The sequence below is a fragment of the Neosynechococcus sphagnicola sy1 genome (assembly GCF_000775285.1).
In the GTDB taxonomy this organism is placed as follows: domain Bacteria; phylum Cyanobacteriota; class Cyanobacteriia; order Neosynechococcales; family Neosynechococcaceae; genus Neosynechococcus; species Neosynechococcus sphagnicola.
Genome location: NZ_JJML01000023.1, coordinates 38,276 through 51,982 on the forward strand (window position 1 = coordinate 38,276; position 13,707 = coordinate 51,982).

The following is a 13,707-nucleotide window of genomic DNA, read 5'->3' on the forward strand; positions in this document are numbered from 1 at the left end:
ACCATCATGAGTAACTGTCCTCTTTGTTCTAACCAACTCCTCCGCCAGATTCGGCACAATCAGACCTATTGGTTTTGTCACCACTGTTGGCAAGAAGCGCCTGATCTCTTTGCATTGCTGACTTGTCCGATTCACCCCTTAGAAATCACTAAAAACACACCTGCATTCAGTACTGGGAGCCTTTAACTCATCAAGTGTGCTGCTGGTTCTAAGGCCATCAGTGCTGATGTACGACTCTCCATTTATACTCAAATAAATAGGGTGGGTTACCTGATAGGTAACCCACCCTTGATCTTGACCCACTTACTTTAACTCAGCAAATCACAATCACAGACTGGTAGGCGTATCAGTGGTCGGCAAGGCAACGCCAATAATGTCGTCATAGGCAGCCGCAACAGCACAGATGGTAATGGGGATCGTAAACAGCAGACCCACCCCGAGTAAGAGCGCACCGACAAAGTTAATGAGACCTAAGACAATCGCGAGTCCGAAGATGGAGAACCATTCCTTGGTGACAATTTTACGACTGGCTTCCATTGCGGGCCAGAAATCCATCTTTTTATCGAGAATCAAAGGAATAATAAAGAAATAAGCAACCCCGAGATAAATGCCAGGGATGATCAGGCAGACGAGACCAAGCACTACAAAGATGTTACTGATCAGGGTTCCCAGAAACAGGGGGAGAAAATAGTTAAAACCTTTGAAAAAGTCTTCAAAGGTTGTCGTTTGCCTTTTGAAGATCTTAAAAGCCACGAAAAAAAAGCCTGCATTTAAGGGGCCGCTAATTACCGTACTGGCAATAGTGCCGAGAACAGGTAGAAATGCCAACCCAATATTAATGAGCACAAGAATAACAACAAAACCAATAAATCCACCGAGGTTTTGCCGGGTTGTCTCCCATCCCCGTGAGATGTAGTCACCAATTTTAACGGAATAGCCTTGCTGGATAATACTCTCAATGCTTTTTGGATTACTGCTATACATAGGTGATGTATCCTCAAAAACACAAAACAAAGATCCTAAATCAATTGCTAGGGAGGCTGATAGCTCTGTGAATACAGGGACTCAAGCCCATTGCCAAACCCTTCCCCCAGCAAGACATCGGTATAATATCACGGCTGAATCAACCCCACGTTAAATATTAATGGAGCCAGCGTCGAGTAGTTTTTTAACTTTCTTAAGCTTTTCCAGGAAGATTTTGCCGATGATGATCCAAAAGCCTCGCTTCATCGATCCTTAGACTGACTGCCCTGTAAATAGGTCAATCATGGATTCCGAAAAAACAGACCCTTAACACCTCCCAAGGTCAAGGGCACGGATCATGGCTGCTCACTGATGCAAAAAACCATGGCACTTGAAAACTTAATACCCCCGTGATTGCCAAGCTCTCCACCCAGATTCTGGGGCATATCCCCGAGGGGGTTAACTCAGCGATCGGCTCTACATAAATAATCGACTGTAACAATGCTCGGAAATCTCCGGCAACCGTTGCTGACTCAATACTGATCCGTTCCCCCCCTGTGACTAACCAGCCATCAAAGGGCAGGGAGAAGGAACCCTGAAGTGCCTGGACTCCAGCGTGGAGGGCTTGGAGATCGTCAATCCAAATCACCTTCTCAGCGGTTGCCACGGCATAGGTCTCGGCAGCAGCGATGCCAGGGAACACATGGTAAAAGTGGGGACTGACGGTGACCTTGGCACCCATATTGGCATGGCCTGTGGGTTGGGCCTGCATCCGCTTCGCGGTGCCGGCACTATGGAGAAACCCGGTTAAAATGCCCTGGTCGATCAGGGAGATGCGACGAGTAGGGGTGCCTTCCCCATCAAAAGTTTCAGCACCGACATTAGAGCGGTGGAGCGCATCGTCACACACCGACAATAAGGGGGAAGCAATCTGAGTCCCCAGGGATTGCGGTGTGGATAGACTTTGTTTATCGAGGATACTTTGAGCATTAAAGAGATTGGAAAATGCACCCAGCAAGCTCAAAAATGCCTCCGGTGAAAAGACTACCCGATAATTGCCGGAAGCAATTTTCTGGTAGTTGAGGTGGCTGATGGTTTTCTCGGCTGCTTCCTTCAGACACCCCTGGATGTCCAGTTGGTCAACGGAGCGACTGATGCGGAAGGCTCCAGCACTGCGAGGTTTTTTCCCCACTTCCTCAGTTTTGCTGTACAGATAGACCGAAGCGACGGAGCGGCTTTCACTTCTGCGCGCACCTTCACTATTGAGGTAAAACCGCTCCAGATCGCGCTGGGCGAGACCGTTATAGGGCACTCCCTTAATGGCTGGGTGAGCGGATAGGAGTGCTTTCTCGGCGGCGACTAGGTTTTCAATCAGGGTGGAAACAGGTGCTGGTGCTGTTGGCTCTGCGGCAATATCCGTCTTGGGCAGGGTTGCTTCGGGGCTGAAATCTGGTGTATGTTCCTTAACACCAAACAAGCTAGCTTCGTACGCAGTTTTCAGTGCCAGTTCTACACCATTGGGGTCAACATCGGTTGTGGAGGTAATCCCCATGGTGTGGTTGGAGTTCCAGACTCGAACAGTAATGCTAGAACGATTTGAGGCTTTAACTTGCTTGGGTTCACCCTGATCAACTTGCACACTGGTTTCATCAACGGTGGCACCATAGAGGTCAAATTTGTGGATACCCAATTTTTCGGCACGTTCTTGAGCGTAGGTTGCCAGTTGATCAATTTTGGCCATCGGTGATCCTGAAGCTGCAATAAAGTAAGTGAAGAAGACAAAAAATCCGAGTGATTTAGCGACCACCGACGGTGATTGCGTCTACTTTGATGTGGGGTTGTCCCACGGTGACATAGATGCTACCGCTGACAGAACCACAGAACCCTGCTGCCAGACTTAAATCCTGAGAACACATGGAAATCTTATGCATGATTTCGGTGGCTTCCCCGATCAAGGTGGCTCCCTTCAGGGGCTTGGTAATCTGACCCTGTTCAATCAGATAGGCTTCATCGACGGCGAAGTTAAACTGTCCGGTGGGGCCAACACTGCCACCTCCCATTTTTTTGCAGTAAATGCCTCGCTCCACCGAGGCAAACAGATCGGCGACGGTATAGTCTCCTGGGGCAATGTAGGTGTTACGCATCCGAGAGGCTGCTGCATAGGTGTAATTCTGACGCCGACCGCTGCCAGTTCTGGGGTGCCCGGTGCGCTGATTGCCTGCGCGATCGCTGAGGAAGTTTTTCAGAATTCCATTCTCAATCAGTAGGGTATGCTGGGCAGGCATCCCTTCATCATCCATATCAATGGTGCCAAAGGCGTGGGAGGATAGGCCCTCATCCCAGGCTGTGAGACTGGAATGGGCAATTTTCTCACCTTTTTTCTCGGCAAAGGGGGTCGTTTGGCGTTCAATCTGGGTGGTTTCGAGCAGGTGACCACAGGCTTCATGGAAAATCACCCCGCCAAATTCATTCGCCATAATAATGGGATAAGTTCCGGACTCCACAAAGTCGGCATAGAGCATGCGTCCAGCGGAGGCAGCAATTTCCTCGACCATGGCAGTAGCGTTCCAGGTTTGCAAAAACCCTGGATTTCCCGTATCCCCAGCCCGTAACCCAATGGCAGACCGATGCATTCCTTCAGCACACAGGAGGTTACAGCCCACGGATTGGGTGAGGCGAATATCCCTGGCAAAGGTACCATCGCTGGCCGCTACCATCACTTCTTGCCAGTCGCGAAAATACACTGCTCGACGGGACTGGATATGACTGGCCTGTTTTTGCAGTGCTGCCGTTGTACCCAACAGCACGTCCCCCATATCCTGCATTGAACTACAGCCAGCTAACCAGGAAGTTTTTACCTTTGGGAGTGGCGTAATCGCGCAGCAATTCTAAGTTGACTTCAGGGACAAACGCTGTGGGTGCGGGCAAGTGCAGCCCCATAATTGCCAGGCCCTTTTCTAGTGCTGCCTTAAGTCCGGTAAAAGATAAATCATTGGTGCTGACATAGCAGTCAGCCTGCCCTCGAAACACCCGGACTCCTGCCCCTGTGGAAAGGCGGGGTGAAATACTGGTGATCGCATCTTCCTCAGCCAAGCAGCTCACAAAGTTGACCCGCTCCAGGAAGAATTCAACAAAGTCAGCCCCCGCTGCCCGGCCCAACCCCAACAGAGACGAAAGGGGTGCTTCCCAGGTTTCATCGAAGCGATGTTCGGAGAGCGATCCTTGACCATTGCCCGTAGCAGTGTAGTGAAGTGTGGGCAATTCTTGGGAGAGAAGCGACCTACTGTGGGGCATGAGTATCCTTGTCTGCTGAGATGATCAACCAACGAATTAACGGGTGTTTTCCCTACAGTAACGTAGCAGCACCGCAATTTGCACTGCCAAGCCTGCCACAGAAACAGGAAACGTAATTCAGGGTTGGCCTTCAACTCAAGGGAGGAGTCTCGGTATCCATCTTAACCCTCACAGGTTCCTGATGAACTTTTCGACTGTGACTTGCGCTTGCTTAAGAATGCCACTCATCAATGTGCCAAGTGCCAACTTTTAATCTGGAACCGATAAATCCCCCGCTACTTGCGGCGTTTACAAAAAGCGGGAGTTCGATCGCAGGGAAAATTTCGTAATGCCCCGTCTGCTTACAGCGGGGATAGGAATTTTAGCGCTTTGCGCCTTTCTTTACTTAACGATTTCTGACTTATGGTTTTGAGTAGTAGGCAATCAGAAACTTACGTTAAGCAGCGTACCAGTTGAACCTACTGCAAATCAGAAGCTTGAAATCCCTGATCTGAATATAATTCTTTAGCAATAAACTTCTTTTGCATTGCTAGGGCTGTTGCTTGAGTCCGATCGCTAACATTTAATTTATTCAAAATCGCATGGACATGAACTCGAACGGTGCCAGCGGTGATATGAAGCATTCCAGCAATTTCCTGATTACTTTTGCCCACCACAATTAGAGCCAAAATTTCTTGTTCACGTCGGGTTAAAGGGTTAGCTTGAAGTACTGGATAGGTTTCTGAAGCTTCGTTTGTAGCGATCACCGTTGGCTGATTTTCAAAGGCTGCCCGAATCTCAGTGGTGGCTGCCGCATCCCACCAAGAGGCACCGGCAGCGACAGAGCGAATCGCTAGGATGAGTGTTTCGGAGGCAATTCCTTTAAGACAATAACCCTGCGCTCCAGCTTCAACCAAACGGGAGACCAAAGATGCCTGAGTACGCGAGGTTAGTACCAGGATCGGTAGATCGGCATGCTGTTGCTTAAGCTGACGGCAGGCTTCAATTCCTCCAATTCCCGGTAACCCAATGTCCAAAACAACGATATCAATGGGAAGCCGTTTTGCCATTTCTACTGCCATTTCACCATCTTCTGCTTCGGCCACGACCTCAAAGTTCGACTCTTGCTGTAGTCGTATGCGCAAGCCGAGGCGGAAGAGTTCATCATCTTCTGCCAGGAGAATTCGTAGGGGATTTGCTGACATTTCTAAGGAGATAGAGATTTTTGGAAGGGGAGTACAGGTAACCGAAAGGCAAAAATTGCCCCATGGGGTTGCCGATTCTCTGCCCAAATTTTACCGCCATGCGCTTCCACAATTTGGCGAGTTAGATATAGCCCTAGTCCTGAGCCTTTCGCCTGACGATCGCTATGCCCTTGATAAAACCGTTTAAACAAGTGAGGTACTTCTTCAGGCGTAATGCCCGCTCCCATATCAACGACTCTAGCAACGTGGTAGGAAGAACCTGGTGCTAAAATCACTTCTACTTTGCTGCCACGCGGTGAATGATTAATGGCATTAGTTAACAGATTGACAAATACGCGATGAAGCTGAAAGGCATCGCCATTCACCCAGAGAAATTGACGAAAATCTGAATTGCCATAGTTAAATGAAATATGAACACGCCGACTAGCGGCTAATCCCATTAAGGTAGCTGCTACGTCTTCAGCCACCTCCACCAGGTCAACTGGAGCAAATTTCAACTTTAACCCTTCTGTGTCATTTCGATAGACATCTAAGAGCGTTTCTACTAGCTGCAAGCTGTTTTTGTGACTCCGAATCATCGTTGTCATCACAGCTTTCTGCGCGGGCAGGATGGGGCCAAAATTCTCTCGTCGAATCGCTTCCAGGGTCTCGATCGCTCCCAGCATGGGTGTTTTGAGGTCATGGGTTAGGGTGGAAGCGAAGTCTTCTCGAATGCTAGCGAGTTTTTCTTGGGCTTGCAGCTTCGCCTGTTGTTGCAACAATGTTTGCTGATAGGAGCGGTTGCGATCGCTAAGAAAGCCAGTCACCACCAATGCCAGAACCGCAATCAGCCGACTGGCAACGGTCGCAGCTTGAACCACATTATGGCTTGGAAGCCACACATTTACCATCGTCAGCAGACAGGCGATCGCCGTTGCTTGCAAGGTTGCAGTGCGATCGAAGCGAGCGTTGACTAGCAAAATAGGACCAATGTATAGGTAGCCGAACACGTAGTCGGGAGGTGTTGAAAACTCCAGTGCTGCAACGATTGCAAACAATCCGACAATCAACCAGAATTTACCAACCCATAATTCTCTATACATTATCAATATCAATCTAAGCGGCATCATCGATGAGAAGCGCAATATTTTGAGTCTATTCCGAAAATCTCTCAGTGTGCTGGATTACAACCGTATACAGCGGCTAGCTCAAGCACTGAACACGGAAGAGAGCCTGTAACCCTTTCTGAGCAATGAATTTTGGAAATATGCTTGTGTCTAATGGACGTGCAATCCGCTGTATTTTTAAGCGGAAAACGTTTAGATTGCGTTTATGATTTAGCTAAACGCAATCTAAACACTTCTATGCCATTTAAGCAAACTTTAGACGGTACTAATATATACAATTCACTAAACGCAAAGTTATATCCCTCTATATCTTGTTAACTGCTGCAAAATCCCCCATCATCAACATTGTTGTTCTTAAAAAATGAACCTGAACTAGCTTTTGGTTGAGTCAGCGAGCAACCACTTTAACAAAGCGGCGTTGCTGATTAGCAGTATAAATCTACCCTTTCTGGCAATCGCAAAATTTACCTGTACCTGGCTCTTGGCATTGTCAAGATCTTCGATTTACACTTAGATTGAGCAACGCCAAAAAAGCTTTGGCCTCACCTTATTGGAGTTTAACGAACCCATGCTTCAAGGATGGATTCAAATTGCATTGACGCTACTGATTCTAGTAGCAATTACTCCGTTCTTTGGTCGATACATGGCTCGCGTGTTTCAGGAGCAAAGAACCATCCTCGACCCCATTCTTAACCCGGTTGAGCAGTTTCTTTATTCAGTGGTCGGCGTGCGAGCCAAGGAAGACATGACGGGCTGGCAGTATGCGCGAGCGATTCTGTACAGCAACGTCGTCATGGGACTCTTGATCTTTTTCATCATCTCAAGTCAGGGTTGGTTACCCCTGAATCCCACAGGTGTAGCTGCTCCCACCTGGGACACCATTGTCCACACCACAATTTCCTTTATTACGAATACCAACCAGCAGCACTATTCGGGTGAAACCTACATGAGCTATGCCAGCCAAATGTGGGGTTTAGGCTACCACATGTTTACTTCAGCCGCGACGGGGCTGGCGGTAGGCATTGCCTTCATTCGCGGTCTGACGGGACGACCCCTGGGTAATTTCTATGTGGATTTAATTCGAGCGATTACCCGTGTGTTGCTGCCAATCAGCGTTATGGGTGCGATCGTTTTGATTGCAGCAGGCATCCCAGAAACGTTAGCTGGTCCAGTGGTGATTCCAACCTTGGAAGATCCAGCCATCAGTCAGGCGATCGCCCGTGGTCCCGTGGCTCACTTCGAGATCATCAAAGAGTTGGGTGAGAACGGCGGCGGCTTCTTTGCCATTAACTCTGCCCATCCCTTTGAGAACCCGAATGGCTTGGTCAATCTGATTCAGCTTGTGGCGATTCTGAGTATTCCCAGCTCGTTAATTTACACCTATGGCATCTTCGCCAATAACCTGAAGCAGGCGTGGCTGGTGTATTCCATTCCGTTCGCGATCCTGGTGGTGTTTATCGTCATCACAGCGATCGGCGAATATAACGGTAATCCAGCCGTGAATGCGCTGTTGGGGGTTAATCACGCACCTAATTTGGAAGGAAAAGAGGTGCGGTTTGGCTGGGCGCAATCCGCTCTCTATGCAGTCATTACGACGGCGAGTATGTGCGGTGCTGTTAACAGTTTCCACGACTCCTTTATGCCCAACGGTGGCTTCTCCACCCTGTCCAACATGTTTTTACAAATTGTTTTTGGTGGACAGGGAACCGGAACCGCCTACTTATTTGCCTACCTGCTGCTAGCGGTGTTTGTCACCGGGCTAATGGTCGGGCGCACGCCAGAGTTTCTGGGACGCAAAATTGAGAAACGGGAAGTGGTGCTGGCTAGCTTTTTGATTCTGCTCGTTCACCCGATCGCGATTCTGATTCCAGGGGCGATCGCCCTTGCCTTTCCGGATCAACTGTCGGGTATTAGCAATCCTGGGTTTCACGGTTTGTCTCAGGTGATTTATGAGTATGCCTCAGCGGCTGCCAATAATGGGTCTGGGTTTGAAGGGTTGGGCGATTCCCAACCGTCTCCCTTTGCGATCGCGGGTGGTGCCACCACCAGCACGACTGCCCTCTGGTGGAACCTGAGTACCTGCTTCAGCTTGTTAGCCGGACGTTATGTACCGATGGTATCTCTGTTATTGCTGGCAGATGGCATGGCTCGGAAGCAACCTGTACCCGCAACCACAGGTACATTGCGCACCGATACGGGCTTGTTCACCGGGGTCACCATTGGCGTGATTCTGATTTTGGGCGCATTGGAATTCTTTCCTATTTTGGCACTGGGTCCGATCGCGGAAGCGTTTCAAATTGCTAGAGGAATTGGGTAACTATGACATCCACAGACAATTCTCCTCGTCCTTATCGCGTACCATCGGGAACGCGAGACACACGCCGCCATACACCCAAGGTAGAAATGAAAGGGTTGTATCAGCGGGCGATTAAGGAATCGTTTGTTAAACTTGACCCTCGGATTCAGGTGAGAAACCCGGTCATGTTTGTGGTCTGGGTAGGCACCCTGGTGACCCTATTGCTCGCTATCGATCCGAATTTGTTTGGGACGCTGCAAGCGGATGTGAACAAGCAGCGGTTGCTGAACGGGTTAATAACCTTCATTCTGCTCTTCACGATCGTCTTTGCCAACTTTGCTGAAGCCGTTGCTGAAGGACGGGGTAAAGCACAGGCGGATGCACTCCGGGCAACGCGCAGCGACACGATCGCCAAGAAAATTTTGCCGACTGGTGCAGTTCAAGAGGTTAGCTCTACTGAGCTTCGCCGAGGCGATCAGGTCAAGGTGGTTGCGGGAGACATGATTCCGGCGGATGGAGAAATCATTGCGGGCATTGGCTCGGTCGATGAATCTGCCATCACTGGCGAGTCAGCTCCCGTACTCAAGCAACCTGGCACGGATATCATGAGTTCGGTTACAGGGGGCACGCGCCTGCTGTCCGATGAACTGACCTTGAGAATTACCGCCGATCCAGGACAGGGCTTTATCGATCGCATGATTGCCCTGGTCGAAGGGGCAGAACGCACTAAAACTCCCAACGAGATTGCCCTAACGGTACTGCTGGCAGTCTTGACGCTGGTATTTCTGATTGTGGTGGCAAACATTCCACCCATTACAGGTTATGTTGCGGGCTTCCTCAGTACCTCAACAGGTGAGCAAGCAGCAGCAGAGTTGCGCAACGGAGCCAGTGTTGCCATCATGATCTCGCTGCTGGTGGCGCTGATTCCCACTACGATCGGCGGCTTGTTGAGCGCGATCGGCATTGCCGGGATGGATCGCGTCGCTCAGTTTAACGTCATTGCCACCTCTGGACGTGCCGTAGAAGCCTGTGGCGATATCAACACCCTGGTTCTGGACAAAACGGGCACCATTACCCTTGGCAACCGGCTCGCTGCCGAATTCATTCCAGTGAATGGGCACAGTCTCCAAGATGTTGCTCAGGTTGCCTTGAATGCCAGTGTGTTTGATGAAACGCCAGAAGGTCGCTCGATCGTGGCATTGGCAACGCAATCGGGTGCAACCGTCAGTTTCGACCCGAAACTCGCTGAGGGTGTGGAGTTTTCTGCCAGAACGCGCATGAGCGGCACCGACTTTGAGGGCAAAGAAATCCGCAAGGGGGCGGTGGATGCGATTAAGGGGTTTGTGCGATCGCGCGGTGGTTATGTTCCCAATAGCTTAGATGAAGCTTATGAGCGAGTTTCCAAATTAGGGGGTACACCGCTTGCCGTTTGTCAGAATGATGACATCTACGGCGTGATTTACCTCAAAGACACAGTTAAACCGGGTCTCCGAGAACGGTTTGATCAACTGCGACGCATGGGTGTTCGCACCATTATGCTCACAGGTGACAACCGCATTACGGCATCGGTGATTGCTGAAGAGGCAGGAGTCGATGACTTTATTGCCGAAGCCACTCCCGAAGACAAGATTGAGGTGATTCGCAGTGAACAGGCGCAGGGCAAGCTGGTTGCCATGACTGGAGACGGCACCAATGATGCTCCGGCACTGGCACAAGCGAATGTCGGGTTAGCAATGAACTCTGGAACGCAAGCGGCAAAAGAAGCTGCCAACATGGTGGACTTGGATTCTGACCCGACGAAGTTGATCGATCTGGTGACGATCGGCAAACAACTGTTGATTACCCGTGGTGCACTCACTACCTTCTCCGTTGCCAACGACATCGCTAAATACTTCGCAATCATTCCCACCATCTTCGCCGCTGCAGGCATTGGCGCACTCAACGTGATGGGGTTGAAGAGCGCTAACTCTGCCATCATTTCAGCCCTGATTTACAATGCGCTAATCATTTTGGTGTTGATTCCGTTGGCACTGAAAGGCGTTCAGTTTAGACCCCTAACCGCCGATCAACTGTTGCGTCGCAACATCCTCATCTACGGTGTGGGCGGTGTAGTTGCCCCATTTATCGCCATCAAGCTGATTGATGTGATTTTGCCCTTCTCCTAACGGTGTATCGGTATCGATGAAACCCTCAGTTCCATCCAAACACCTATCACCTTCACACCCATTCAAATTACTGCTATGAAACCAATTCCCATGCCACGAAACCTGCCTCGATCAATACCTCAGACGCTTGATACTATCTCTGAAATTGGCTCTGAATGGCGCAGACAAAAGTTGCCGCTCTACCTGTTTCTAGGTTTGTGCTTCAACTTAATTTTGGCTCCAGCGGTCTTGGCGGCCACGGGTGGAGACTTGTCACGCACTCAAGCTTACTGGCTCGGAGCGTTAGTGCTTCTGACCGTTGCACTTTCGATTTATCTCTTTTTCGTCATGTTTGTACCGGAGAGGTTCTAATGAGTTTTGCACGTGAAGCGAGTAGAGCCGTTCGTTCTACCCTGGTGCTCTGGGTTCTAACGGCAATCATTTATCCCTTTGTGATACTTGCGGTTGGGCAGCTTGTCTTTCCCTTTCAAGCCAATGGCAGCATTATTACCAACACTCAAGGTCAGCCCGTTGGGTCAGCGTTGATTGGACAACCCTTTACCAGCGATCGGTACTTCAACAGTCGCCCTAGCACGACCAGCTACAGCACCGCCGATCCGAAAAAGGATGAGTCAAAGGTGCTACAAACTGGCGTGTCAGGAGCCAGCAACCTAGCACCCAGTAATCCGGCATTGCTCGATCGCATCAAGGGTAAGCCTGATCCTGATCTAGCAAAGGCGATCGAAGGTGACATTCCTAGATTGCAGAAAGCAGGCGTGAAACCGACGGCTGACTTGGTCTATACCTCTGGTTCCAGCCTTGATCCCCATATCACTCCCGACGGGGCAAGGGCACAGATCGATCGGGTCGCTAAGGCACGGGGACTGCAACCCAAGCAGCTTGAAGCAATGATTAAACAGAACATCGATGGTCGCTTCCTAGGCATCTTTGGTGAACCGGGTGTCAATGTGCTGAAGCTCAACCTGGCGCTTGACGCGCTTAAACCCGCATAGGTGCAATTTTTAGAGAAGGGGAAGTGTGTTCCGTCTCTGGAGCGACAGTTTACCTCCCTTCAACACAAGATTGGTATTACCTGCCTTATAAAGAAATCAATTCAGATTCCGAAGGTCAGACGGCTTTTTTTAAAAAGTCCACTGTTGGCACGGGCAGCAGAGACTCCTCTAGTTCAGGAGGCTCCGCTTTTTTGCCGAGGAAATTGCAGCGATCCAGGCGATCCCCCTGGTGCAGCGAAAGCTAGTTATGACCATCGGTGCAGCGATCGGCAGTGTTGCGATCGCTTGTCTAGTGTTTTGTTTAGGAACCATGCTTTTTGCTCTCATTATGCCTCCTCAATTGAGTATTGCTCCGGTGCAGGAAAACCAATCAGCGATCGCCCCCTTCTAAGAGGATGTTTTAAAAGGGTCGTCTTGAGCCTCAAATACGACTCAGTGGTGCAATCTAAAATCCATAAACCCTGATTCTGTCGTAGCGGTCTCTAGGTGGTCTGAGTGGTTGGATACACCCAGGAAGACTTTTAAAACATCCTCTAAGTATTAGGACATCACCTCAAATGACCAGCTTCACGTCCAAACCCTTTAACAACTTGGTGAAGGCAAGTGGTAAGGGATCGGGGTTGGATGCGGTGGCGGATGAGATGGGTAAGCGGTTTGCGCGGAAGTCTCGGAAGATGCAGCCTGAAGGTGCAACTGTATAGAAAATAGCCTGGTGATTTGACCTCAGAGGGCGAAAGTTGAAGCTCAGAACTTGAATGTTGAAGCAATTTGCTCGACGTTCCGGGTTCTGAGCTTCGTTTTTGGAGCAAAAAGGTCGAAATTTCGAGTTTAAAAGTCGGCGTTTCGGATTCTGAGGTCGGAGCTTCGGGTTAGAGGCTTAAATTTTGTCGATCGGAACGTCACATCTGAGCTTTTAGAGTGCAACATGAAGGCTAGAAAGTAGAGGCTTCGGGTTCTATGCTTAAAGATCGGGGTTTTTAAGGTCGATCGCGGCAGTCTGGAACCGCAGGGAAAGTTGCTGCTTTTAGTTGAGTGAGGTTGCAGTGTGGCTAAAGCAAAGAATGATGCCGTCGGAGTGGCTCAACCTGTAGAGGTGAAGCGTAAGGGTGACAAAATTTGGAGCCATGTGCGGCGGGCGTGGTACGTCGAAACGCCAGAGGAACGGGTACGGCAGGAGTATCTGTGTGTGCTGGTGAACGAGTATGGCTATAAGAGGATGTTTTAAAAGTCTTCCTGGGTCAGATTTTATGCTAACTGCCTCACCATGATTCGTATCATGGCCAGGTAAATAAATGTCTCCGAAGTTTCTGGCCATAACTCATAGTCTCGAACCAATCGACGGTACCCCATGAGCCAGCCAAATGTTCGTTCAACAACCCACCGTTTTTTTCAGCAATACGAACCCTTTGGTTTGCTCTGGTCGCAGCACAACCTCCACAATCCACCGACAAACATCCATCACCCACATCAGGAATGGATTACCGTCAAAACCGCCATCGGCCCAAATCGTATGCAGTCGCGATACCCCTTGACCCATCTGTTTCACCTGTTGGAGTACCTGTTTAGCCCCCTCTCGTTCGGGTACACTCGCGGCAGTCACCAAGACCCGCAACAGCAATCCCAGGGTATCGACCGTCATAAACCGTTTTTGACCTTTAATTTGTTTGCCCGCATCGTAGCCCACCGATTGGCTCACTCCAGCGGCAC

General features: G+C 49.9%; 11 protein-coding genes and 2 pseudogenes. 7 read left to right on the forward strand and 6 right to left on the reverse strand.

Annotated elements, in window-relative coordinates; translation table 11 throughout:
* Positions 1-327: 327 nt before the first annotated feature.
* The 5 genes and pseudogenes from DO97_RS11125 to DO97_RS11145 all read right to left on the reverse strand — a co-directional run bounded on the left by DO97_RS11125 (position 328) and on the right by DO97_RS11145 (position 6,523).
* Positions 328-984, reverse strand: coding sequence for a hypothetical protein (locus tag DO97_RS11125; protein WP_036533370.1), 657 nt, complete (start codon positions 982-984; stop codon positions 328-330).
* 322 nt (positions 985-1,306) lie between these two features.
* Entirely contained in the window at positions 1,307-2,704 is a 1,398-nt protein-coding gene (locus DO97_RS11130; protein WP_081980721.1) for a TldD/PmbA family protein, read from the reverse strand.
* A gap of 55 nt (positions 2,705-2,759) precedes the next feature.
* Positions 2,760-4,257 (reverse strand): annotated as a pseudogene (locus DO97_RS11135) (TldD/PmbA family protein).
* 458 nt (positions 4,258-4,715) lie between these two features.
* Complete coding sequence (locus DO97_RS11140) at positions 4,716-5,441, reverse strand: response regulator (RefSeq protein WP_036533372.1); 726 nt, start codon at positions 5,439-5,441, stop codon at positions 4,716-4,718.
* Positions 5,442-5,443: 2 nt separating this feature from the next.
* The gene (locus DO97_RS11145; protein ID WP_204368581.1) at positions 5,444-6,523 is read right to left on the reverse strand and encodes a sensor histidine kinase; all 1,080 of its coding nucleotides are present in this window, start codon (positions 6,521-6,523) and stop codon (positions 5,444-5,446) included.
* Between the two features lie 592 nt (positions 6,524-7,115).
* On the opposite strand from DO97_RS11145, the gene kdpA reads away from it, so the two are divergent.
* From kdpA to DO97_RS11170, 7 genes are all read left to right on the forward strand, one after another.
* A complete protein-coding gene (kdpA, locus tag DO97_RS11150) occupies positions 7,116-8,864 on the forward strand; it encodes a potassium-transporting ATPase subunit KdpA (protein WP_036533375.1) in 1,749 nt (582 codons plus the stop codon).
* 2 nt (positions 8,865-8,866) lie between these two features.
* Positions 8,867-11,008, forward strand: coding sequence for a potassium-transporting ATPase subunit KdpB (kdpB, locus tag DO97_RS11155; RefSeq protein ID WP_072016423.1), 2,142 nt, complete (start codon positions 8,867-8,869; stop codon positions 11,006-11,008).
* A gap of 90 nt (positions 11,009-11,098) precedes the next feature.
* A complete protein-coding gene (locus DO97_RS11160; protein ID WP_204368582.1) occupies positions 11,099-11,359 on the forward strand; it encodes a potassium-transporting ATPase subunit F in 261 nt (86 codons plus the stop codon).
* The gene (gene kdpC, locus DO97_RS11165) at positions 11,359-12,000 is read left to right on the forward strand and encodes a K(+)-transporting ATPase subunit C (protein WP_036533379.1); all 642 of its coding nucleotides are present in this window, start codon (positions 11,359-11,361) and stop codon (positions 11,998-12,000) included. Before DO97_RS11160 ends, kdpC begins: the two co-directional genes overlap by 1 nt.
* Before the next feature lie 229 nt (positions 12,001-12,229).
* Positions 12,230-12,391, forward strand: a complete 162-nt coding sequence (locus tag DO97_RS23910; RefSeq protein ID WP_156120536.1) for a hypothetical protein — start codon at positions 12,230-12,232, stop codon at positions 12,389-12,391.
* A gap of 166 nt (positions 12,392-12,557) precedes the next feature.
* A complete protein-coding gene (locus DO97_RS23915; RefSeq protein WP_156120537.1) occupies positions 12,558-12,701 on the forward strand; it encodes a hypothetical protein in 144 nt (47 codons plus the stop codon).
* A 344-nt stretch (positions 12,702-13,045) separates the two neighbouring features.
* On the forward strand, positions 13,046-13,225 hold the full coding sequence (locus tag DO97_RS11170) for a hypothetical protein (RefSeq protein ID WP_036533381.1): 180 nt from the start codon (positions 13,046-13,048) through the stop codon (positions 13,223-13,225).
* A gap of 20 nt (positions 13,226-13,245) precedes the next feature.
* On the opposite strand, the pseudogene DO97_RS11175 reads toward DO97_RS11170, so the two are convergent.
* Positions 13,246-13,707: pseudogene (locus DO97_RS11175) on the reverse strand (transposase); the annotation flags it as partial.